Annotated in this window: 18 protein-coding genes; 13 read left to right on the top strand and 5 right to left on the bottom strand. The window is 61.9% G+C overall.

The window, feature by feature from the left end; genetic code table 11:
* The first annotated feature begins 76 nt into the window (after positions 1 to 76).
* Positions 77 to 1,459 carry a DUF1329 domain-containing protein gene (locus EQV97_RS04230; RefSeq protein WP_205896046.1) on the top strand — a complete coding sequence of 461 codons (1,383 nt, stop codon included), beginning with the start codon at positions 77 to 79 and terminating at the stop codon, positions 1,457 to 1,459.
* 297 nt (positions 1,460 to 1,756) lie between these two features.
* Entirely contained in the window at positions 1,757 to 2,107 is a 351-nt protein-coding gene (locus EQV97_RS28975; protein WP_240888484.1) for an inositol monophosphatase family protein, read from the top strand.
* Between the two features lie 68 nt (positions 2,108 to 2,175).
* On the opposite strand, the gene EQV97_RS04220 is transcribed toward EQV97_RS28975, so the two are convergent.
* Positions 2,176 to 3,504 (bottom strand): MFS transporter, encoded by a 1,329-nt coding sequence (locus tag EQV97_RS04220; RefSeq protein ID WP_122839818.1) that lies wholly within the window; start codon positions 3,502 to 3,504, stop codon positions 2,176 to 2,178.
* A gap of 254 nt (positions 3,505 to 3,758) precedes the next feature.
* On the opposite strand from EQV97_RS04220, the gene EQV97_RS04215 reads away from it, so the two are divergent.
* From EQV97_RS04215 to EQV97_RS04165, 11 genes are all read left to right on the top strand, one after another.
* Positions 3,759 to 4,844 carry an alkene reductase gene (locus tag EQV97_RS04215; RefSeq protein ID WP_122839819.1) on the top strand — a complete coding sequence of 362 codons (1,086 nt, stop codon included), beginning with the start codon at positions 3,759 to 3,761 and terminating at the stop codon, positions 4,842 to 4,844.
* The gene (locus EQV97_RS04210) at positions 4,841 to 6,694 is read left to right on the top strand and encodes a long-chain-acyl-CoA synthetase (protein WP_122839820.1); all 1,854 of its coding nucleotides are present in this window, start codon (positions 4,841 to 4,843) and stop codon (positions 6,692 to 6,694) included. Before EQV97_RS04215 ends, EQV97_RS04210 begins: the two co-directional genes overlap by 4 nt.
* A complete protein-coding gene (locus tag EQV97_RS04205; RefSeq protein WP_122839821.1) occupies positions 6,687 to 7,772 on the top strand; it encodes an MBL fold metallo-hydrolase in 1,086 nt (361 codons plus the stop codon). Before EQV97_RS04210 ends, EQV97_RS04205 begins: the two co-directional genes overlap by 8 nt.
* Before the next feature lie 67 nt (positions 7,773 to 7,839).
* Positions 7,840 to 9,507, top strand: coding sequence for a DUF1302 family protein (locus EQV97_RS04200; protein WP_122839822.1), 1,668 nt, complete (start codon positions 7,840 to 7,842; stop codon positions 9,505 to 9,507).
* Positions 9,508 to 9,599: 92 nt separating this feature from the next.
* Complete coding sequence (locus tag EQV97_RS04195; RefSeq protein ID WP_240888483.1) at positions 9,600 to 10,811, top strand: thiolase family protein; 1,212 nt, start codon at positions 9,600 to 9,602, stop codon at positions 10,809 to 10,811.
* Between the two features lie 4 nt (positions 10,812 to 10,815).
* Positions 10,816 to 11,766, top strand: a complete 951-nt coding sequence (locus EQV97_RS04190) for an OB-fold domain-containing protein (protein WP_122839823.1) — start codon at positions 10,816 to 10,818, stop codon at positions 11,764 to 11,766.
* A gap of 288 nt (positions 11,767 to 12,054) precedes the next feature.
* Positions 12,055 to 13,041: a YCF48-related protein gene (locus tag EQV97_RS04185; RefSeq protein ID WP_240888482.1), complete on the top strand. Its 987-nt coding sequence runs from the start codon at positions 12,055 to 12,057 to the stop codon at positions 13,039 to 13,041.
* 14 nt (positions 13,042 to 13,055) lie between these two features.
* Positions 13,056 to 15,488, top strand: a complete 2,433-nt coding sequence (locus EQV97_RS04180) for an efflux RND transporter permease subunit (protein WP_240888481.1) — start codon at positions 13,056 to 13,058, stop codon at positions 15,486 to 15,488.
* Between the two features lie 148 nt (positions 15,489 to 15,636).
* On the top strand, positions 15,637 to 16,872 hold the full coding sequence (locus tag EQV97_RS04175) for a helix-turn-helix transcriptional regulator (protein WP_240888480.1): 1,236 nt from the start codon (positions 15,637 to 15,639) through the stop codon (positions 16,870 to 16,872).
* Positions 16,873 to 17,007: 135 nt separating this feature from the next.
* The gene (locus EQV97_RS04170) at positions 17,008 to 17,775 is read left to right on the top strand and encodes an SDR family oxidoreductase (RefSeq protein WP_122839827.1); all 768 of its coding nucleotides are present in this window, start codon (positions 17,008 to 17,010) and stop codon (positions 17,773 to 17,775) included.
* Positions 17,776 to 17,787: 12 nt separating this feature from the next.
* A complete protein-coding gene (locus EQV97_RS04165) occupies positions 17,788 to 18,621 on the top strand; it encodes an SDR family NAD(P)-dependent oxidoreductase (protein ID WP_240888479.1) in 834 nt (277 codons plus the stop codon).
* 172 nt (positions 18,622 to 18,793) lie between these two features.
* Here the strand turns inward: EQV97_RS04165 and dmpG are convergent, their stop codons facing one another.
* The 4 genes from dmpG to EQV97_RS04145 form a co-directional block, all read right to left on the bottom strand.
* Positions 18,794 to 19,822: a 4-hydroxy-2-oxovalerate aldolase gene (dmpG, locus tag EQV97_RS04160; RefSeq protein WP_045058530.1), complete on the bottom strand. Its 1,029-nt coding sequence runs from the start codon at positions 19,820 to 19,822 to the stop codon at positions 18,794 to 18,796.
* Between the two features lie 10 nt (positions 19,823 to 19,832).
* On the bottom strand, positions 19,833 to 20,759 hold the full coding sequence (locus EQV97_RS04155) for an acetaldehyde dehydrogenase (acetylating) (protein WP_240888478.1): 927 nt from the start codon (positions 20,757 to 20,759) through the stop codon (positions 19,833 to 19,835).
* Positions 20,760 to 20,805: 46 nt separating this feature from the next.
* Entirely contained in the window at positions 20,806 to 21,597 is a 792-nt protein-coding gene (locus EQV97_RS04150) for a fumarylacetoacetate hydrolase family protein (RefSeq protein WP_205893613.1), read from the bottom strand.
* 68 nt (positions 21,598 to 21,665) lie between these two features.
* Positions 21,666 to 22,439 carry a glucose 1-dehydrogenase gene (locus tag EQV97_RS04145; protein WP_240888477.1) on the bottom strand — a complete coding sequence of 258 codons (774 nt, stop codon included), beginning with the start codon at positions 22,437 to 22,439 and terminating at the stop codon, positions 21,666 to 21,668.
* Between the last annotated feature and the right edge of the window lie 261 nt (positions 22,440 to 22,700).

Here is a 22,700-nt window from a genome sequence, read left to right as displayed (position 1 = left end):
CCGGACGATGTCGGGGCCGCCAGAACACGAACAATGGGTCCATCTCACACAGCCTTATCAGCGTAGGAGGCATTACATGAAAATAACAAGAACCGGTCTCATGCTCGCGGTCGCAGTCACAGCCAATAGCGGGCTGATGGTTTATGCGCACGCCGCAGTGTCACCTCAGGAAGCGGCCAAGCTGGGCAAGGAGCTGACCTGTGTCGGCGCCGAGCAAGCCGGCAACGCCGAAGGCACGATTCCACCCTACACCGGCAAGTACCTGGGCGAAGTACCGGGCTGGAACCATGTGAAATTTTCCGGGGACCAGCCAGTTGATCCCTATGCGGCGGAGAAGCCGATCCTGGTGATCACCGCGCAGAACATGAGCCAGTACGAGGCGCACCTGACCGAAGGCCAGAAGGCGCTGCTGAAGAAGTACCCGACCACCTACAAGATGAACATTTACCCAGGCCATCGGGATTTTCGTTATCCCGATTACGTCTGCCGCCGCGCGATGGATAACGCGTTGCACGCCAAGCTGGTCAACGACGGCGACGGTTTCACCGGTGTTGGCCAGGTGCCGTTCCCGATCCCCAAAAGCGGCGTGGAAGTGTTGTGGAACCACCAACTGCCGGCCCGAGCCTACACGGAGGAAAAAACCTCCGACCTGGCCTCGGTCCTGCCCAACGGCAGCATTGGCTGGGGGCGTGCCTACGCGCGCAACCTGTCGTTGGCCAACTCACCCACCACCGATTCCCGCACCGAAGACAAACTCTCGGCCATGAGTAACAACATGACCCTGAAACCGGCCCGGGACAACGGCACCCTCAGCATTGCCCATGAACCCTACAACTATGGCACCGATGCGCGTCAGGCCTGGTCCTACAGCCCATCGACGAGGCGCGTGCGGCAACTGCCCGGTTATGGTTACGATCAGCCGATGATCGGCACCAACGGCACCATGACCGTCGACGAGGACCGTTTGTTCAACGGATCACCGGAGCGTTTCTCCTGGAAACTGATCGGCAAGCGCGAGATCTATACCCCGGCCAACGCGTTCAAGCCTAATGCCGGGACGGTCAAGTATGCCGACCTCCTGACACCCAATCATCCCAACCCTGACTTCATGCGTTACGAGTTGCGCCGCGTGTGGGTGGTGGAAGCCGACTTGAAGGAAGGCTTCCGTCATGTCTATGGCAAACGCGTGCTGTTCATCGACGAAGACACCTGGAACGCGGTGATGGCCGACAACTACGATGCCCGTGGGCAGCTGTGGAAGCACGCCATGGTCAACTATTACTACCATCCTGACATGAGTGGCTGGCAGGCTGGTTCGCAGTTCTTCATGGACTTGAACTCCGGCCAATACACCGGCTACGGCATGACCAACGAGGCGAAGAAAGGTCCGATCCTCAACGAAGGCAAATTCACGCCGGACCAGTACACTGCGGATGCAGCACGGGCCATCGGGCGGTAACACCCAGGTCGCGGCAATGAAAAAAGCCCTATCGGATTTCGATAGGGCTTTTTTTTTGGTTCTTGTTCGTTCCCTGTAGGAGCGAGGTTGCTCGCGAAAAACCCGAGGGCGCCGCGGGCCATCTGGTTTAACGCGATATCGTCCACGACCATCGCGAGCAGGCTAGCCCCTGCAAAGGGAAAGTCAGTTGATCGGCGCAGAGGTGATTGACCATTGCGGATCAAGCGCCCCGATCATCTCCAGTAGGCGTTTGTAACCGGTGCGACGAATGCGCCACTCGCTATGGAGCTGGACGCAGTGACCCTCCTAGGTGGCGCTGCCGTTGACGTCGACTTCCGGGGTGTAGCCGTGGTGCATGCTGAAACAGCGGTTATGGAAGTTGTTTGCCTGGTGGCTGCCGGGGAGGCGGACCGCTATCCGCGCCTGGGACGCACCATGGCGTGGGATATCGCGGCGGGGCATGCGGTGCTAGTCGCTGCCGGTGGACAGGTCCGCACCCTTGACGGCGATCCGCTGCGTTATGGCAAGCCCGGCCTGGGCAACCCGCATTTCTACGCTGACGGCCTGCAGGCTCTACACGCTGGCGCAAGGGCCTGCTTCCGGGCACGGGAGGCAGGCCCTTTTTGGTTTGAAGGGGGAACTTACTGACAGGGTAAACCGAAAAAAATGCCGCTGGAACCTGGCAAGGTTGCAGCGGCGTGGTGGTGCGGGAGGGTTCAGGCCGCCACGGGCCGTACCGCGGTGAGATGCGCCGCAGGGTCCTTCATCTGTTGTCGATAGCGCGGCAGTGCCAGGGTCAGGAACACGCAGGCCAGCACCAGCATCGACACCGACGAAGCCAGGGCATAGCGCAGGGATTCACTGCCCAGGGTCGGCACGAAGAAATCGCTGAGCATGCCTACAAACAGTGGCCCGATACCGACGCCCAGCAGGGTCATGGCCATCACAAAAATGGCCGTGGCCTGTGCCAGCCGTGTGGCCGGGAACAGGTGGGTGATGGCGCTCAGGCACGGTGTTGCCCACCAGACACCAAAAAAAGAGAACGCGCTGTAGAACACAAACGCCTGTGGAACGGCGATGCTGCCGATGTAGAACGCCGTGCCCTGGGGCCAGAGAAAGTACGAAAGAGCAAAGGGAATGCTGATCAGCGTACCTGCCAACGGCACACCGATTTGCCAGCCGACATCGCGCCGCGCCATGCGGTCGGTGAGGATGCCGCAGGCCAGGGTGCCGACAGTCGCACCCGTGCCACCCACCACGCCTACGAGGAATCCGGCCTCTTGCAGGTTGAGCCCGTGGGAACGGATGAGGAAGCTCGGGCTCCAGGTGCCGATGGCGTAGCCAGCAATCGCCGCCGCGCCGCCGGTGAGTACCAGACACAGGAACGAGGGCATGCGAAACAGTTCGACCAGCGTCTTGAGCCAGCCTTCCTGTTGCGCCACGACCTGCCCCAGCGGCACAACGCGCTTGGGCGCACGCACGGTCAGCAGCAGAAGCAGACCCAGGAAGATCCCGGGGGCGCCGATCAGCAGGAAAGCGTAGCGCCAGCCGTGGTGTTGGGCTATCCAGCCGCCGAGGCCCAGGCCGACAATCGCGCCCAGGCTGGAACCGAGCATTAACACCGACAGTGCAGTAGATCGGCGGTTCGCCGGGTACAAATCCGAGACCATGGCCACCGACGGCGCCGTGCCTCCGGCCTCGCCGACTGCCACACCGATCCGCGCCAGCACCAGGGTCAGGAAATTACCGGCCATACCGCAGAGCATGGTCATCAGGCTCCAGGCAATGCAGCTGAAGGCGATCACCGGCTTGCGCCCGATGCGGTCCGACAGCCGCCCCAGCGGAAAGCCGAACACGGTATAGAACACCGCGAAGGTCACCCCCGAAAGCAGGCCGATGCCGGTATCGGAAATGCCGAATTCGAGCTTTACCGGTTCGATCAATATCGCCATCAGTTGGCGGTCGATGTAGTTGAACACATAGATGCTGGCGAGCACGAACAGCGCGTAGTGCGTTCGCCATGTCACGGGGGTGGATTGATTCACTGCGGGTGCTCCCGGTTTTGTTCTAGTTGACGCGATGCTCGGCGTGTCACGGGTTTTTCTCATCGTCCATTCAGACCATTTTTGCTCTGCGCACCGTCCTGTTTTGCAGGATCGCCGACCTAGTCTTGTCGGACGATGTTTCGCATGTGCTCACGGTCAATCATTCAGCCCATATTCGCTGGCCTGTCAGGGTTTGCCCACGCTGTGGCAGGCCCTGGAAAAGCCTGAAAACAATAAGAAGCTGAGGAATTGCAATGAGCGTCTTGTTCGAGCCGGTCGCCCTGGGCGAACTGCAACTGGCCAATCGCATCGTCATGGCCCCCATGACGCGCAGCCGCGCCCTTGCCGATGCAGTACCCGGCAGCGATATGGTCGAGTACTACCGCCAGCGGGCCGGCGCCGGGTTGATCGTGGCCGAGGGTACCGCGCCTTCCGCGAGCGGTCTGGGCTATTGTCGCACCCCGGCCATCTATAACGATGAGCAGATCGTCGGCTGGCGGCGTGTCACCGAGGCGGTGCACGCCGAGGGCGGGCGCATCGTCCTGCAGCTGATGCACGTCGGTCGTGCCGCCAGCCGGCACAATAAGCCAGTCGGGGCGGCCACTGTGGCGCCGTCGGCATTGCGTGCGCGCACACAGGTGTTCAGTGACGCCGCCGGCCTGGTGGACACTGACGAGCCGCTGGCGCTGAGCCTGCAAGGCATTGGCGAGGTCATCGAAGACTACCGTCAGGCCGCACTGAATGCGCGCCTCGCGGGCTTCGACGGTGTCGAACTGCACTGCACCAGCGGTTACCTGCCGATGCAGTTCATGGCCTCAGGCAGCAACCAGCGCAGCGATGCCTACGGCGGCGACGTGACCGGACGGGTGCGTTTCGCCAAGGAGGTCATCGAGGCCATGGCCAGTGCGATCGGCGCTGGCCGTGTCGGTTTTCGCCTGTGCCCCGGTAATCCCTACAACGACATTGACGACCGCGATCCCGCAGGGACGGCGGCCGCCTTGTGCGAAGCCGTGGCGCCGTTGGGGCTGGCATACCTGCACATCATGCGCTCGCCTCTGGCCGACCTCGATGCCTTCGCCCTGGCGCGTCGCCACAGTCCCCATGCCTTGATTCTCAATGATGGTTTCGACGGCCACTCGGCCAGTGCCGCTCTCGCGTCGGGCGAGGGGGCTGCCGTGTCGTTTGGCCGTCACTTTATTGCCAACCCCGATCTGGTGGAGCGCTTGAAGAATGGCCTGCCTCTGAGTGGCTTCAACCGCAAGACCCTGTATACGCCGGGTCGGGCCGGGTACTCCGATTACCCCACTTATCAAGCGAATGCGCAGGAGGTGGCGCGATGAATCTGAATGACTTCAGCCACCTCCTGCCGACCCGCGCGGTACCACGGGAGCAGACCCAGGCACTGCTTGACCAGCGCTCGGCGGCTGCCGGGCTGATCAAGCCGAGTGATCGGCATACCCTGGCGGACCGCCTGGAGCAACAGGCGCGCGAGCAGGGTGAGCGCACATTTCTGATCTACGGCGAGCAGGTGCTGAGCTACCTGGAGGTCGATGCCCGGGCCAATCAGATGGCCCACACTTTTTACGCCAACGGCCTGCGCGCCGGTGATGTCTGTGCCCTGGCCATGGAAAACCGCCCGGCGTTCTTCTGCACCTGGTTCGGCCTGGTGAAGCTGGGAGTGGTGGTGGCCTTCATCAATACCCAGGTAAACGGCCGTGCGTTGCTGCATGCATTGCACACCACCGACGCCAAGGCGTTGGTGATCGGTGAAGAATGCCTGGCCAATATACAAGCCACCGAAAGCTTTCCGGACTTGCCATGCTGGCTCATACGCGACGCGGAAAACCCCTGGAGCGGACCGCTGCCCAAGGTGATCGACGGGCATTTCGATGCACGCCTGGAAAAAGCGCCGCGCACGCCGTTTCCACGCGATATTCGCGCGCACATCGAAGCGCAGGCGCCGACCCTGCTTATTTTTACCTCGGGCACTACCGGCTTGCCCAAGGCGGCGCGCTACAGCCACATGCGCTGGATGTCCTCGGGCGATGTGATGGAAGTCACCCTGCAAGCCACCTGCGATGATGTGTTCTATTGCTGCCTGCCGCTGTACCACGGCGCCGCAGCCACTTCGGTCACCTCTACCGCGCTGCGCGCCGGTGCAGCCATCGTCGTGCGCCGCAAGTTCAGCGTGCGTGAGTTCTGGAAGGACGTGGCCCGTCATCGGATCAGCATCTTCCAGTACATCGGTGAAATCTGCCGCTATCTGCTCAATCAGCCGGTGCGCGCCGGTGAGCGCGAGCACAGCTTGCGCTGCATGCTCGGCGCCGGGCTGTCGCCGGATTCCTGGCAGCGCTGGCTGGAACGCTTCGGTCCGATCCAGGTGTTCGAGGGCTGGGGCGCCACCGAAGCCAATGCGGCGGTGATCAACGTCGACAACTATTTCGGTTCTTGCGGACGTGTGCCGGACTGGAACAAGACCAATTTGCGGCTGGTGCGTTACGACATTGAAAACGACTGCCATCCGCGGGACGAAAACGGTTTCTATCAAGTCTGCAAAGTGGGTGAGATCGGTGAGGCCATGGGCTTTATCGTCGATCACCCGGACATCGGTGGCGGTCGCTTCGAGGGCTACACCTCGAGCGAGGCAACCGAGAGCAAGATCCGCCGCAATGTGTTGCGCGAAGGCGATGCCTGGTGGAGTTCCGGCGACTTGTTGCGCGAGGACGCTGAGGGCTATTGCTACTTCGTCGACCGCATCGGCGATACCTATCGCTGGAAGAGCGAGAACGTTTCGACCCAGGAAGTGGCGGACGCCCTGGGAGATCTCAAGGGCCTGGAACTGGTGAATATCTATGGGGTGCAGGTGCCGGGCCATGAAGGCCGCGCTGGCATGGCCGCGGTCCAGATGCAGGCGGGCCAGGTGTTTGATCCGGCCGCACTGTATGCCGTGACTGAAGCGCGCCTGCCGCGCTACGCGGCTCCGGTGTTCGTGCGGGTTACCCAAACGGCCGACCTGACGGCCAGCTTCAAGCTGCGCAAGGTTGATCTACAACGCCAGGGCTACTGCCCGAAGCGTTGCGGCGACCCATTGTTCATCCGCGACGAACAGGCCCGCACTTATGTGCCTTACTCGCAAGCAGCTCTGGAGCGGGCTGGCCTGGCGCCCTTCGCGGTGGCCGACCATGGCTGATCTCGACGCCAACGGTCACGAACTGCGCAGCGGCTTGCGCTATCCCTGGCCACAGCCGCCGGATTCCGGACAGGTGCTTGAAGTGGCGCCGGGTGTGTGGTGGTTGCGCATGCCGCTGCCGTTTCGCCTGGACCACATCAACCTCTATCTGCTGCGCCACACCGACGGCTGGGTAGTAGTGGACACCGGCATGAACACCGCGCAAACCCGAGAAGTCTGGGACCGGGTGCTCGGTGAGGTGTGTGGCGGGCTGCCTCTGCTGGCGGTGGTGTGTACCCACTTCCACTCTGACCATGCCGGTGTGGCCGCATGGCTGTCGGAGCGTTTCCACTGCCCGGTGTATATGACTGCCAGCGAATTCCAGTCACTGCACGTCAGGTTTCCCGCCGAGCAACCGCCGGGCTGGGACCTTCTCGATTTCTACCGCAAGGCCGGCGTCAGCGACGAGCGGAGTGCCGAGATGTTCGCGGTGATGAGCAACGCGCATTTCCTGCCAGCTGCGCTGAACCATTTTCGCCGTTTGCGCGAGGGCAGCTGCCTGCACATCGGCGGTCGTACCTGGCAGGTGGTCATCGGTCGCGGTCACTCGCCGGAGCATGCGTGCCTGTACGCCGCCGATGACGACTTGCTGATCTCTGGCGACCAGGTGTTGCCGCGCATCACCTCCACCGTCGGCGTGCATGCCACAGAGCCGTTGGCCAACCCACTGCGCGAATGGCTCGACTCCATCGAACACCTGCGCAGCCTGCCCGACAGTGTGCTGGTGCTACCTGCACACGAGCGGCCGTTTTTCAATTTGCATCAGCGCCTGGATCAGCTGGAGGACCATCACCGCGGGCATCTGGCACTGATGCTGGCCAACTGTGACGAGCCGCGCACCGTGCTCGAACTGATGGCTTTGCTGTTTCCCAAACTGTCGGGTCGTTTCGACGAACTGATGGCGCTTGGCGAAACGTTGGCCCATGCCAACTACCTGGTGGCCGAAGGGTCGCTGGAGCGGGAAGAGGACCGGGGGCTATATCGCTACCGGCGTGCTGTAAGGGGAGCGTGCGCAGTGACATCGCTCAAGGTGTTTTGAGCGGACGGCACGGCAGCAGTGTTGAACATTCCAGGCAGCCAACCGGTTGCCCTTCAGGAGAGTCAGTGTGATCAACAAAAACAACAATAACTCTACGGTCATCGGTTCAAGCGCGTTTCAGGTCACCAGCCTGGCGGCGGCCATTGCGCTGGTGTCGACACCGGTATGGGCCGGTGAAACCATCGAGTTCGACAACGGCGCGACCATCGACTGGTCGGTGACCACCAGCTACGGCCTCGGTGTGCGTACTGGCAGCCAGAGCGATCGCTTGCTGACGGTCAACGCCGACGATGCCAACCGCAACTTCGACAGTGGCAGCCTGACCACCAACCGCGTAGGGGCGCTGGGTGAAATGATCCTGCGCAAGGACAACTACGGCGCGGTGGTGCGGGGCAGTACCTTCTACGACGATGTCTACCATCGCAAAAATGATAACGACTCGCCCGCCACCGTGAACAAGAACGGCAGCAACGACGAGTTCACCAGTGACACCCGTTACTACAGTGGCGGTCGCAGCAAACTGCTGGATGCCTACGTGTTCAGCGGCTGGCGCTTTGACAACAACACCATGCTTGACGTCAAGGCCGGTCGGCACATCGAATCCTGGGGCGAGAGTTTGTTCTACCCCGGTGTGAACGGTGTACAGAACCCTTCCGACGCGGTCAAAGCATCCCAGCCGGGTGTTGAAGTGAAGGAGATTCTGTTGCCGGTGGGCCAGTTCTCCGGCTCTTTCCGCCTCAACCCCAACATCACCCTCGGCGCTTACGTGCAGTACGAATGGAAGGGTACTGAACTGCCGCCGGTGGGCAGCTACTTGTCGAGCAGCGATGTGGTCGGGCCCGGGCGCGAATTCATCTATGCCAACGGCCAGAAGGTCGCCTACCGCGGCACCGACGAACCCCGCGATAGCGGCCAGTGGGGCGTTCAGGTTCGCTACCGCCCGGTACAGGCCATCGAACTGTCGCTGTTCCACGTCAATTACCACGACAAGAATCCTGCCACCGCCCTGGTCGGCTATGACCCGCTGCCAGTGGGCGGAGGCCTCAACGCCTTCGCCATCAATGGTTATCGAATCAAGTACTTCGAAGACATCAAGCTGACCGGCATCAGTGCCTCGACCAAGCTCGGCGATACCCAGATCGGCGCCGAATGGTCGTATCGCGACGGTGCGCCTGTAATGGTCAACACAGGTCTTGGGGCCGTCCCGGCCAGGGGCAAGGGCCAGCAAATGCAATTGTCAGCATTGCGAATCCTGGGGGATCGTCCGTGGGCCAGTCAGACGACGCTGACCGCCGAAGTCATCCGGGTGCAGGTCGACAGCGTCGAAGCTGCTTCGGCCGCGCCGAACCTGCAGGGTGTAAACCTTCTTCCTTCCGTGGCATCTCTCGTGGCGGCTTCCGATGACTACACCTACAGCACCGGTGCAGGCTACCGCACCAAATCTTCCAGCGCCTACACCGTGGGCGCATCGTTCAGTTATCCGGGGGTTTTCCAAGGCTGGGATCTGGAAGTCCCCTTCAGTTTCTCCAATGTCTTCAGCGGCTCCACGCCCATGTCCGGAAGCATCTCCGGGGTGCAGGGCGACCGACGCCTGAGCATGGGCACCACGTTCAAATACTTGAGCAACCTGGAAGTCGGCTTGAAATACATCGCCTATCTGGGCGAGGCGGACCCGATCGACCGTCCGTTCGCTGACCGCGACTACGCCACATTCTCGATGAAATACACCTTCTGATCTACCACAAAAGGTCCGCGGCCGCCTTGCTGCGCCCGGACCTCAACACACTGGAAAAAGCCGCAGCGTAACGCTTCGGCATGGAGGCACTAATGGGGCTCAAAGGGCATGCGGCCATTGTTGGCACCGCACAGTACAAACCGGAGAAGTATTCGACCGCACCCAAGATGTTCCACCTCGAGCAGGTCGCGGACCTGGCAGCGCAGGCCCTGCGCGATGCCGGGCTCAAGGCCTCGGACCTCGACGGGTTGGTGATCAACGGTCCGCACTTTCATGAAGCCTCGGTGTTTGTACCGGCGATGGCTGCCGAGTACCTGGGCTTGCGACTGAACTTTGCCGAAGTGGTGGACCTGGGTGGCTGCACCTCGGTCGGTATGGTCTGGCGTGCTGCCGCCGCGATCGAATTGGGGTTGTGCCAGGCCGTGCTGTGCGTGATCCCTGCACGCATGGCGCCATTGGGGCCCGATGAGGATCCTGGCTGGATGGCCCGGTCCATGCGCTTTGGCGGGCATAGCACGGCATTCGGCGCGCCCGAGGCTGAGTTCGACCTGCCTTACGGGCACATGGGCCAGAACACCGGCTACGCGATGATCGCCCAGCGTTATGCCGCGCACTACGACTACGACCAGCGGGCCATGGCCAAAATTGCCGTGGACCAGCGCACTAACGCCCTGGCCAATCCGCAGGCGATGTTCTATGGCCAGCCGTTGACCATCGAGCAGGTGCTGGCCAGCAAGATGGTGGCCGACCCCTTGCACGTCCTGGAAATCGTCATGCCGGTGGCCGGCGGCGCCGCGATGATTATCACCAACAAGGAAGTGGCCGCGCGGGCCCGCAAGCGCCCGGCCTTTATCACCGGGTTTGGCGAACACCTGGCATTCAAGTCGCCGTCCTATGCCGAGGACATGCTGCACACGCCAATTGGTCCGGCTTCCCAGCGAGCCTTTGCCATGGCCGGGCTCAAGCCTAAAGACGTCGATGCCGCGCAGATCTACGACTGCTACACCATTACCACCCTGCTGACCCTGGAGGATGCCGGTTTCTGCGCCAAGGGCGAGGGCATGGCGTTTGTGCGTGAACACGACCTGACCTGGCGTGGTGATTTCCCGATGAATACCCATGGCGGACAACTGAGTTTCGGCCAGTCGGCCTCGGCCGGTGGCATGAGCCAGGTGATCGAGGCGGTGACGCAAATCGCCGGCATTGCCGGTGAGCGGCAACTGGGGCGCTGCGACAGCGTCTACGTCTCGGGCACCGGTGGGGTAATGAGTGAGCAGGGCGCATTGATACTTCAGGGAGCATAAGCACATGTCCAACAACAAACCGATGCCCGTGGCGACACAGATCTCCGCGCCCTTCTGGGAGGGCCTGAAGGCTCGCCGGCTTTTGATCCAGCAATGCAACGCCTGTGCGCACTGGAACTTCTACCCGCGCCGACATTGCCCTGTGTGCCTGGAGCACGACCTGGCCTGGCGCGAAGTCGACGGCGCAGCAACGCTGTACAGCTATACCGTGACGCGCATCGCGACCTTGCCCGATTTCATGGATGAGATGCCACAGAAACTGGCGGTGGTCGAGCTGGCCGAAGGGGTGCGCATCAACACCAACCTGGTCGGCCTTGAGGAAAACGAAATCAAGATCGGTATGGCCTTGCAGCCGGTGTTCGCCGAAGTCGACGCCAAGGGCAATCGGCTGCTGCGCTTCACCGGCACTGACAAGGATGCGGCGAGCCTTGAGCCGCTTCCCGCAATGGGCAGCGAGCCGGCACCTTCAACGTCGGCACAACCTCCCGCGCGCCAGATCGACCTCAACGACGGGCCGGCCTTGCAGGCGCTGGTCAGTGAGCAATACAGCGACTGGAGCAATGTGGTGATGGTCGACCAGGCGCTGATCGACGACTTTGCGCGGTTGTCGGGGGACGATTACTGGATTCATACCGATCCGCAGCGGGCGCGGCTGCAAAGTCCATTCGGCGGCACCATTGCCCATGGTGCGCTGGTGCAAGTGCTGCAGTCACGGATGAAACTGGCATTGGGCTTCGAAATCAGCGGCTTCACCACTCAGATCAATTATGGCTCCGATCGCCTGCGCTTCCCTGCGCCTGTTCCAGCCGGCTCGCGCATCCATTCGCGGGCCCGGGTGAAAAAAGTCGAAATCCTGGCCCGTGGCACCCAGCTCACCCTGGAACTCAACATTCATGTGGTGGGCCAGGACCGGCCGTCGGTGATCAACGACCTGGTGATCCTGTACATGGCTTGATCGCCACCCAATCCAATGAGCGGTGATCTCCTGTGGGAGCGAGCCTGCTCGCGAAGAGGCCATACCTGTCGGCATCAATGCCCACGGGTCTACCGCCATCGCGAGCAGGCTCGCTCCCACAGTTGCATAAGCCATTTGGACGATGTGCCACCCATTCCTTGCACCGACTATTGATCCAGAGGCAACGCCCATCTCGATTGCCTCGCATGCCTTGGTGCGTGACAAAAACAAGAGGATTGGCCCTATGACTTGCCTTATCCACGCCGTCCCCGAACAGGAGCGTTGCTCATGCGCTCGGTGATCGGCTACGCGGTCTGCCTGGTGGTCGCCTTGACCATTGGCTACACCTTTTCCCCCAAATCCCCTCCGCAAGCAGAACTGCTGGCCACGCGCCCGGACCGGGTGCAGATCAACGGCCTGCTCAATCTTGGCGCCCGAGTGGTGGCCGTGGGCGAACGTGGCAGCATTTTGCTCAGCGATGATCAGGGCGTCAGTTGGCAGCCAGCCAGCGTCGCCACGCAGCGCAATGCCACACTGACTGCAGTGGTGGCGCTTGACGCCAAGCGTTTGCTGAGCGTGGGACATGATGGCTGGATCCTGCGTTCCGAGGATGCCGGCAGCAGCTGGCAGGAAATACGTTACGACAGCGATCTGGGCGAGCCGTTACTGGGCATCTGGACCGACGGTGGCGACAGCGTCATGGCGTTCGGTAGCTTCGGCAAGTTTTATCAATCCCTGGATGGCGGACAAACCTGGGCACCGCGGCAGCTGGACATCGACAGCGCGCACCTGAACAGCATGGCAGGTGGCAACGATGGCCGACGCATGCTGGTGGGCGAGCAGGGGCTGGTGTTGCGTACTACCGACAGCGGCCAGCACTGGCAGCCCTTGCCAGCGTTCTACAGCGGTTCGCTGTTCGGCATTGTGCGTTTGAGTGCGAACAACTGGGTGACCTACGGCATGCGCGGGCATGTGTTCGTCAGCCACGACTTCGGCGACAGCTGGACCCAGATCAAGCTCGGTAACCAACTGCCGTTGTACGGCCATGTGTTGCTGCCCGACCACTCCGGCCTGGTGATCGTCGGGGCCGGCAGTTCGGTGGTACGCCTGGATGCACAGGGCGCCCTGGTCGGCGTCGGACGCCTGGCCGGTCTTGGCACGTTGACCTCGGCGACGATGGTGGGCTCGCGATTGCTGGTAGGTGGCGAGCGCGGCGTATTGCAGGGTTCAGGTGGCAGCGTCGCTGCCCTAGTGGCCACACAGGCCACCCAGTAAATGAGAGGCGGTCAATGAATCAAGCTAAACACTGGGTGACGCGCTGCGTCGAAACGTGCGCCGACTACCTGATGGCCTGGCGCAAGGTGCTGCTGGTGTTGTTCGTGCTGGTGACGCTGGGCCTTGGCTACAGCGCCACCCATACGAAACTGGATCCGGGTTTCAACAAACAGATCCCGGTGCGTCACGAGTACATGATCAATTTTCTCCAGTTCAGCCGCTACTTCACGGGTGCCAACCGTTTCCTGGTCAGCGTGCGTTGGAAAGGCGAAGGCGACATCTACAATAACGAGTACCTGGAGACCTTGCGCAAGGTCACCGACGACGTGTTTTTCATTTCCGGGGTCAGTCGCCCCAGCGTGACGTCGCTGTTTACCGCGAATGTGCGCTATATCGAAATCACCGAAGAAGGGTTCTTCGGTGATGTGGTAGTGCCTCCGCGTTTCAGCGGTACGCCAGAAGACCTGGCGCAGGTGCGCAGCAACACGGCGGCCTCGGGGCAGGTCGGTCGTCTGGTGGCCAACGACCTCAAGTCGGCCATGGTCCGCGCAGACTTGCAGGACGTCGATCCCAAGACTGGCCAGCCGGTGTCCTATGTCGAGATCGCCAAGCGTCTGGAAGAGGTCCGCAGCAAGTACAACAGCCCCAATATCGAGATCAACATTGTCGGCTTCGCCAAACTGGTGGGGGATGTGGTTGAAGGGTTGAACACGGTGATCGGTTTCTTTGTGGTGGCCTTCGTCATCACCGGGTTGCTGCTGTGGCTGTATTCGCGGTCCCTGCGCCTCACAGTGGTGGCGTTGCTGGTCGCTTTGCTGCCGGTGGTCTGGTTGCTGGGTGTGCTGCCGCTGCTGGGCCTGGGTATCGATCCGATGTCGATCCTGGTGCCATTCCTGATTTTCTCCATCGGCGTGTCCCATGCGGTGCAGATGACCAACGCCTGGAAACAAGACGTGCTGGCCGGCAGTACTTCGAAGGAAGCGGCGCGCTCGGCGTTCTGCAAGATCTTCATCCCGGGCTCCCTGGCCTTGCTGATGAATGCCCTGGGCTTCGCAGTGATCATGATGATCGACATCCCGATCGTTCACGAATTGGGAGTGACGGCCTGCATCGGCGTAATGTTGATGATCATCACCAACAAACTGATGCTGCCGGTGATCATTTCCTACCTGCGGCTGGAACCTGCGCTGTTGCGTCGGGCGCAATCGCGGCCGGCGGGCAGGCACCCCCTGTGGTGGCGCTTGTCGGCACTGGCCGAGCCTGGGCCTGCCCTTGGGGTATTTGTTGTCAGTCTGTTGCTGCTGGCGGCCGGGGCCTACAAGGCTCGCGACCTGGCAGTGGGTGATATCGGCGCGGGCGCGCCGGAACTGCGCGCTGATTCGCGCTACAACCAGGACAACGCCAGGATCATCAGCAGCTACTCCATCGGGCTGGATGTGATGTCAGTGTTCGTCCAGGTCAAGGGTGTCGAGGAGGGCTGCTTGTCGCCTACGGTGATGCGCGCGGTGGAAGCCTTCGATTTCCGCATGCGTACCGTCTCGGGTGTGCAGTCGATTCAAAGCGTGGCGGACATGGGCAAACGGGTGATTGCTGGCAACAACGAAGGCAATCCGCGCTGGGCGGCGATACCGGGATCGGCCCGCGGCCTGAGTCAGGGCGCTCGGGCCTATATACCGGATGATGGCCTGGTCACCGACGGTTGCCAGCAGATGCAGATCCTGGTGTTCCTCACCGACCACGAAGGCAGCACTGTCAGCCATGCGATCACTGAAGCGAGGCGGATCATTGCCGAAGTCAGCTCGCCGCAAGTCGAGTTCCTCCTGGCGGGTGGCAACGTGGGGGTTATGGCGGCCTCCAACGAGGCGGTCAAGCGTGCGGAAGTGATCATGCTCGGGGCGTTGTTTGGATCAGTGGCGCTGTTTTGCTGGCTGACTTTCTTATCCATCCGCGCGGTGTTGTGCATTCTGGTGCCGCTGGCGATTGTCGCGATTCTGTGTAACGCACTGATGACCATGCTCGGTATCGGCCTGAAGGTCTCCACCTTGCCTGTCATGGCGCTGGGTGTCGGAGTGGGCGTGGACTACGGCATTTACCTGTACGAACGTATTCAGCACGAAATGCTGCGCGGAGCCAATCTGCGCGAGGCGTTCTACCAGGCCATGTGCCAACGCGGCACGGCGGCGGTATTCACGGCCGTGACCATGTCCATTGGCGTGTGCACCTGGGCGTTCGCGCCGCTGAAGTTTCAGGCTGACATGGGTGTGTTGCTGTCGTTCATGTTTCTGGTCAACGTGCTGGGGGCCATTTTCCTCCTTCCGGCGCTGGCCGCGTGGTTCGATCGTGGGCGGCCGTTGGTCGCCGCCAGAATGCGCCAGCCGGTGCCGGTACAAGGGCAGTTTCGTCTGAAAAACAGCCCGGCCGCGCGTGATCGAGGAGGCGAAAAATAAACCTGTCCGACCTATTGTGGAGTCCGCACACACTAGGGAAACTGGCTGAGAAGTCGCAGTCGAATGAGGGGGGAGCCCGGGTTCCCCCAGCCGAAATTATAAAAATAACAAGGGAAGGGCGCAGTCCTTACCCGAGCGAGATAAGACTATGCAAAACGCTGACTTGACGCACCAAGCCCTGGCCAGTCTTGGCCTCGATCTCACGCACTACAACCAGTTGGTGGGCGAAATCTACGAAGGCGCCCTGGATCCAAAGCTGATGGCCCACGCCCTTCGAAGCTTTCTCAAACTCTACGGTGCCAACTACGTCACCTTGATCCTGCGGGTGCCGGATCAACCCGAAACCGGCGTGATGATCATCGTCGGTGACATCGAAGGCGCCGGTGATGTCTGCTACATGACCTACCCGCAAATCAATTCGCCTTTCTCCAACCAGCCACTGGACCATGTGTTCACCGTGGACGACCTCATGAGCACAACGCAATGGGAGCAGAACGGCTATTACAAAATGTTCTGCGAACCCTATGACGTGTACCACTTGATGTGTGCCGATATTTCCACACCGGACGGCGGCAAACTGCGCTTGCGCATGACTCGCCCCAAACGGGCTCCCAACTTCTCCGACCACGACCGCGCAGTGTGCGCCAGCTTTCTGCCTCACCTGCGACGGGCCTCCCAACTGCATAACTTGCGAGACCGCAGTGAATCGCTGAGCGAGTTGTACTCCCAGGCCATCAGCCGGTTATCGGTGGCGACCCTGGTGCTCGACGAGAGCGGCAGTGTGTTGCAGATCAATCCCGTGGCCCAGGAAATCCTCGCCCGTTCCGATGGCTTGAAACTGGTGGGCGGACGCCTTGAGGCGACGTATCCCAGCGACAACCGTGAGTTGCAACGCCTGATTCGTGGCGCGTTCTGTCCCGATGCCCCAAAAAGCGCCGAGGCCATGTCGGTGACGCGTCCATCTGGCCTGGTCAACCTCGGCGTGGTCGTCGAATCGATTCCATGCCTGGACTGGGCAGAAGAGAAGGGGCAACCGGCGGCGTTGGTGTACATCCGCGATGCGTCGAGCAAATCCCTGGCCAGTGAAGTGGTGACCAAGCAGCTGTTCAACCTGACCAAGGCCGAAACCGCCCTGGCCATGGAACTCGCCAACGGCTTGTCCCTGGAGGAAGCTGCCGAAGTGCTCAATATCCGGCGCAACACCGCGCGGGCGCACCTGCGTTCCATCTTCTCCAAGACCGGAGTGCGACGCCAGACGGAACTGGTGCGCATCATGCTCAACAGCGTGGTTGCCTTGGGCAAGCCGCAACTCGCGTTGAAGGTGGCCGAAAAAATCAAGGTGCCGCCGCTGCGACTGGCCGTGCCGATCTATCGTCAGGCCTGATCCTGCCCACCCTTCGCCGGGCCATTCGCCGCCCGGCGTCGCTAATATTCACGCAGCACATTTTTAGTCCGCACGGACGATGCCGTCCCGTGATCGCCCTGTCGATACTGGGCGGACCAATCACGGAGAATCACCATGCCAATTACAGCCATCACCGGCAGCGCCTCGGGAATCGGGGCGGCCGTATCTGCGGCCATGCGCGCCGCCGGTCATCAGGTCATCGGGATCGATCGCAGTAACGCCGAAGTGATCGCCGACCTGTCCACTGCGCAAGGGCGTGAGGCCGCCATCGGGCAAGTGCTTGAACTCAGCGGAGGGGTCCTCGATGGGCTGATCTGTTGCGCCGGGGTCGGTGTCACGGCATCCAACTGCGGTTTGATCCTTGCGGTGAATTACTTCGGCGTCAGCCAGTTGCTCGACGGCCTGCAGGGCGCGTTGGCCAAGGGCCAACGGCCGGCTGCGCTGGTGATCGGCTCGGTGGCGGCGACTCATTCCGGGCCCGATGGCCAGCCGATGACCGAAGCGATGATCGCCGGTGAAGAGGCCCGGGCGCTGGAGTTGGCCAACGACCTCGGTCAACCGCACGTCGCCTATGCTGCTTCCAAATGTGCCATCAGCCAGCATGCCCGTAGCCTGGCGGTGAGCTGGGGCAAGCAGGGCATGCGTTTGAACGTAGTCGCGCCGGGTGCGGTTGAAACTCCATTGCACCAGGCCTCGCTGGACGATTCGCGTTTTGGCCAGGCCACCCGCGAATTTGTCGCACCTTTGGGTCGCGCCGGACAACCTGCGGAAATTGCCGCAGTAGTTGCCTTCCTGCAATCGCCCCAGGCTTCATTTATTCATGGCAGTGTCGTGTTCGTCGATGGCGGCATGGACGCCATGGTCCGCGCCACGCGCTTCTAAAAAGGAACTTGCATGAACAAAGTGGCATTTATCACCGGCGCCAGCCGGGGCATCGGCCGTGAGGCGGCGCTGGCATTTGCCCGCGCCGGCTTCGACCTGGCGATCAGCGCCCGTACCCTCAACGAGGGGGAACAACATGAACATGCCCTGCGCGACGCCGCCGGGGCGCCCCTGGCCGGCAGCCTCAATGGTACTGCGCAGGCCCTGCGCGATCTCGGGTGCAGGGTGCTCGTCGTGCCGATGGACTTGCTCGACAGCGCCTCGGCCCTGGCCGCCTGCCAGGCGGTGCTGGCCGAGTACGGGCGCATCGATGTGCTGATCAATAACGCGATCTACCAGGGCAGTGACCTTAATGCCGGATTCATGGACCTGCAGGCCCAGACCCTGGAACGGATGTTCCAGGGCTACATACTCACCCCGTTCCTGCTGACCCAGGCGGTGGCCGAACACATGGTGGCGCGCGGGGGCGGGGTGGTCATCAACGTCACTTCCGGTGCCGGCGAGAGCGACCCACCGGTAGCTGCGGGCAAGGGCGGCTGGGGTTATGCGTACGGTGCCGGCAAGGCGGCAGTGTCACGATTGTCCGGGGTGTTGACCACTGAACTGGGGGAGGCTGGCGTGCGCGCCTATACGCTCAATCCTGGCGTGGTCACCACAGAGGCACTCAAGGCGACCATTGGTGACAAAGGCCTGATCGCGCTGCGTGCGGGCAGCGCTCCACCCCACGTGCCGGCGGCGGTGATGCTGTGGCTGGCCACTGCGGAACAGGCACCCGGGTTTCAACGGCGGACCATTGCTGCGCAGCCGTTTGCGCTGGAACACGGTATCGTTGCTGATTGGCGTTGACAGATACTGCTTGAGAAAGCGTTGGGCCAGTCGCCATGGCGGGTGACGGGCATGGCCTCATCGCGGGCAAGCCCGCTCCCACAGTTTCGGGGTCGTACACAAAACCTGCGTACATCACTTAACCTGTTGGAGCGGGCTTGCCCGCGAAAGCGTCGAAGCGGGCTGCGCGATTTTACGCCTGCCGCCGCTGGCGGGCGAGGGTCATGGCGGTGTCTTCGATCATGTCTTCCTGGCCGCCGACCATGCCGCGGCGACCCATTTCGACCAGGATTTCCCGGGCCGACACACCGTATTTTTTCTCGGCGCGCTTGGCGAATAACAGGAAGGAACCATAGACCCCGGCGTAGCCCATGGTCAGGGCATCACGGTCGCTGCGGATCGGGAAGTCCATGATCGGCACCACCAGGTCTTCGGCCACGTCCTGGATCCCGAATACGCTGACACCCGTGTCGATCCCCATGCGATCACACACTGCCACCAGCACCTCCATCGGCGTGTTACCTGCGCCAGCACCGAGGCCCGCGCAGGCAGCGTCGATGCGGTTGGCCCCGGCGGCAATCGCGGCAATGGAGTTGGACACACCCATCGACAGATTGTGATGGCCATGAAAACCGATCTCGGTCCCTGGCTTGAGCGCGGCACGCATTGCCGCCACACGTGCACTGACTTCATGGGGCAGCAGGTAGCCCGCCGAGTCGGTCAGGTAGATGCAGTTGGCGCCGTAGCTTTCCATGAGCAGACCTTGCTTGACCAGGCCCTCGGGGCTGTTCATGTGAGCCATCATCAGGAAACCGACGGTGTCCATGCCCAGGCCGCGGGCGTGGGAGATGTGCTGCTCGCTGACATCGGCCTCGGTGCAATGGGTGGCCACCCGGATGGTGTTGACGCCCAGTTCATGGGCCATTTTCAGATGATCGACTGTACCGATGCCCGGTAGCAGCAGCGCGGAAACCTTGGCCTTTTTCATCAGCGGGATTACCGCCGACAGGTATTCTTCGTCGGTGTGGGCCGGGAAGCCGTAGTTGACCGAACTGCCGCCGAGCCCGTCACCGTGGGTGACTTCGATCAGCGGCACGCCAGCCGCGTCAAGGCCGCAGGCGATGTCCTTCATCTGTTGCAGGCTGATCTGGTGACGCTTGGGGTGCATGCCATCGCGCAGGCACATGTCGTGGACGGTAATGCTTTTGCCGCGAAGATCCATGGTCTTTTCCTTATGCGTTGGCGGTTAAGCCGGTGGCTTGCAGAACCAGTTCGCCCTTGAGGATTTCCTCGGCGAACATCTCGGCCGTGCGTGCCGCCGCAGCCGTCATGATGTCGAGGTTACCGGCGTACTTGGGCAGGTAGTCGCCCAGGCCTTCGACCTCCATGAAAATCGACACCCGATTGCCGTCGAACACCGGGCCATTAACCAGCTTGTAGCCGGGCACATAGCGCTGCACTTGCTCGATCATGGTCTCGATAGCGGCCGTGATCGCCGGCTGGTCGGGTTCAGTGACTGTCAGGCAATGCACGGTATCGCGCATGATCAGCGGCGGCTCGGCGGGGTTGATGATGATGATTGCCTTGCCTTTCTTCGCGCCGCCGACTTTTTCCACTGCCCTGGAGGTGGTACGGGTGAATTCGTCGATGTTTTTTCGGGTGCCGGGGCCGACTGATTTGGAAGCGGCGGTGGCGATGATTTCGGCATATTCCACCGGCTGCACGCTGGACACTGCCGCCACCAGCGGAATGGTTGCCTGGCCGCCGCAGGTGACCATGTTGACGTTCATGACGCCCAGGCCCAATTGAGCCTTGAGGTTGACCGGCGGTACGCAATACGGGCCGATGGCGGCTGGCGTTAGGTCGATCATCAACACGCCCAAGGCATTGAGTTTGCACGAATTTTGCGCGTGGACGTAGGCCGAAGTGGCATCGAAGGCAATCTGGATCTGGTCTTCCAGCACATGAGGCAGCAAACCGTCGACGCCCTCGGCCGTGGTCTTCAGGCCCAGCTCGCGAGCCCGCGCGAGGCCTTCGGAGGTGGCGTCGATGCCCACCATCCACACCGGTTCCAGCACGTCACTGCGCATCAATTTGTACAACAGGTCGGTTCCGATGTTGCCCGGCCCGATCAGCGCGCATTTGATCTTTTTGTTCATGGTCTTTGGCTCCAGGAAGGGAGAAAGGGAAGGGCGTGCAGGGTGATCAAGGGACAAAGCGCAGGCTGGCTTCGCCCAGGCCACTCATGGACAGACTGATCTGGTCACCGGCGACTACGGGCACCAGCGGCGCCAGGGCACCGGAGAGAATGATCTCGCCGCGGCGGAACGGTATGCCCAGTTCGCCCAGGGTATTGGCCAGCCAGGCCACGGCTGCGCAGGGGTGGCCTTGTACCGCCGAGCCCAGTCCCGAGCCTGCCGGCTGGCCGTTTTTAAGCATTTGCATGTGCACGGCGGCAAGGTCCAGCGAGCGCGGGTCGGTGCGCTGGGCGCCAAGGGCAAACACACCACAGGAAGCGTTGTCGGCCACGGTGTCCTGGATACGGATCTGCCAGTCATCGATTCTTGAGTCGACAATCTCGAAACACGGCACGACCCATTGACTGGCAGCGAGTACGTCCTCGGCGCTGATGCCGGGGCCTTGTAAATCTTCGCCGAGAATAAAGGCGATCTCGCCCTCGGCCCTCGGCTGGATCAGGTTGTAACGGGCGAGGCTGACTTCGCAGCCATCCTCGACCTGCATGGCATTGGTGAGGAAACCGAAGTCTGGCTGGTGCACGTCCAGCATTTCCTGTACGGCGCGGCTGGTCACCCCGATTTTTTTGCCAATCACCTGCTCGCCAAGTGCCTCGCGACGTTGCAGGAAGTGCAAGGAAATCCGGTAGGCCTGTTCCAGGGTGATCTGAGGGTAGCGCCGGGTCAGGGGCGCCAGGGTCTGACGGCTGCGCAAGGCGTTGAACAATTCGTCGCCCAGCGTGTTGATCAAATGAGCGTCCATGGCAGGGCTCCAGTCATGTGGAAAAAAACCCGCCCCGACGTCATCAGGGGCGGGCCAAAAACAGTTGCTTAGCCGGGCCAGACCGACGAGTCTGCGCCGCCATCGACGTCGATAACCTTGCCAGTCACCCAGGCTGAGGCCGGGCTGGCCAGGTACAGCGCGGCGGCAGCAATATCTTGCGGGGTGCCCAGGCACTTGAGTGGAGTGTTGCTTTCCATGACCTGGCGCATGGCACTCGGCATCACGCCATTGAGCGCTTCAGTGAGGGTAGGGCCGGGTGCGACAGCGTTGACCCGGACCTGCGGTGCGAAGTCCTGGGCCAGCAGGCGGGTCAGATGGCTGAGGGCAGCCTTGGCGGTGCCGTAGGCACTGAAATGGCGCTGTGCATAGCGTGCAGCTACCGAGCTGATATTGATGATGTTGCCGCCGCCTGCCTCGCGCATCAGCGGCACACACAATTGGCAGAAGGCGTAGCTGGTGGCGACATTGAAGTTCAGCACCTGAGCGAACTGCTCGGGCGACATCGCCAGCGGATCATTCGGACCGCCACCGCCGACATTGTTCACCAGGTGAGTGATACGACCCATTTGCTCCACGCTCTGACGCACCAGCGCATGGCGTTGCTCGGCGTCGTTGACGTCACACGCGACCGCCAGGGCGCGTCGTCCAAGGCCGCGAACTTCTTCGGCCACGGCCTGAACTTCGTCCAGTGACCGCGCCGAGCACACCACATCTGCGCCGGCTTCGGCGTACGCCAGGGCAATCGCCCGACCGATTCCCCGGCCGCTGCCGGTGACGATGGCGACGCTGCCGTGCATCTCGAAACGCTGCAAAATACTCATGGCCCTTGCTCCGTGGGGTCGATGGCTGATGGGTTGACTATCGTCGCAACGACCGCAGCCAGCATCGTCTCAATGGACTATCAATCAGGGCACATACCCCGTAGGAACTGCCGAAGGCTGCGCCTACCCAGGAAGAACCCGGCTCTGGCAACCGGCGCAAACCGTACGGCCCCCTAGTCCGCTTTGACGATGAATGATCGTGCGCTCGATCCGATGATTGATCACAACTCGCGCAGTGGCGCAGTGAGATCGGGAGAGTTG

The sequence above is a fragment of the Pseudomonas sp. TMW22090 genome (assembly GCF_022496665.1).
Lineage (GTDB): Bacteria > Pseudomonadota > Gammaproteobacteria > Pseudomonadales > Pseudomonadaceae > Aquipseudomonas > Aquipseudomonas gregormendelii.
The sequence above is the reverse complement of the archived record's forward strand: the minus strand, read 5'-3'. Positions and strand labels throughout refer to the sequence as shown.

Excerpts from the sequence above, each read along its gene's own strand:
- EQV97_RS04230 (WP_205896046.1), top strand. The coding sequence starts at position 77 with ATGAAAATAACAAGAACCGGTCTCATGCTCGCGGTCGCAGTCACAGCC.
- EQV97_RS04215 (WP_122839819.1), top strand. The coding sequence starts at position 3,759 with ATGAGCGTCTTGTTCGAGCCGGTCGCCCTGGGCGAACTGCAACTGGCC.
- EQV97_RS04210 (WP_122839820.1), top strand. The coding sequence starts at position 4,841 with ATGAATCTGAATGACTTCAGCCACCTCCTGCCGACCCGCGCGGTACCA.
- EQV97_RS04205 (WP_122839821.1), top strand. The coding sequence starts at position 6,687 with ATGGCTGATCTCGACGCCAACGGTCACGAACTGCGCAGCGGCTTGCGC.
- EQV97_RS04195 (WP_240888483.1), top strand. The coding sequence starts at position 9,600 with ATGGGGCTCAAAGGGCATGCGGCCATTGTTGGCACCGCACAGTACAAA.
- EQV97_RS04190 (WP_122839823.1), top strand. The coding sequence starts at position 10,816 with ATGTCCAACAACAAACCGATGCCCGTGGCGACACAGATCTCCGCGCCC.
- EQV97_RS04185 (WP_240888482.1), top strand. The coding sequence starts at position 12,055 with ATGCGCTCGGTGATCGGCTACGCGGTCTGCCTGGTGGTCGCCTTGACC.
- EQV97_RS04180 (WP_240888481.1), top strand. The coding sequence starts at position 13,056 with ATGAATCAAGCTAAACACTGGGTGACGCGCTGCGTCGAAACGTGCGCC.
- EQV97_RS04175 (WP_240888480.1), top strand. The coding sequence starts at position 15,637 with ATGCAAAACGCTGACTTGACGCACCAAGCCCTGGCCAGTCTTGGCCTC.
- EQV97_RS04170 (WP_122839827.1), top strand. The coding sequence starts at position 17,008 with ATGCCAATTACAGCCATCACCGGCAGCGCCTCGGGAATCGGGGCGGCC.
- EQV97_RS04165 (WP_240888479.1), top strand. The coding sequence starts at position 17,788 with ATGAACAAAGTGGCATTTATCACCGGCGCCAGCCGGGGCATCGGCCGT.
- dmpG (WP_045058530.1), bottom strand. The coding sequence starts at position 19,822 with ATGGATCTTCGCGGCAAAAGCATTACCGTCCACGACATGTGCCTGCGC.
- EQV97_RS04155 (WP_240888478.1), bottom strand. The coding sequence starts at position 20,759 with ATGAACAAAAAGATCAAATGCGCGCTGATCGGGCCGGGCAACATCGGA.
- EQV97_RS04150 (WP_205893613.1), bottom strand. The coding sequence starts at position 21,597 with ATGGACGCTCATTTGATCAACACGCTGGGCGACGAATTGTTCAACGCC.
- EQV97_RS04145 (WP_240888477.1), bottom strand. The coding sequence starts at position 22,439 with ATGAGTATTTTGCAGCGTTTCGAGATGCACGGCAGCGTCGCCATCGTC.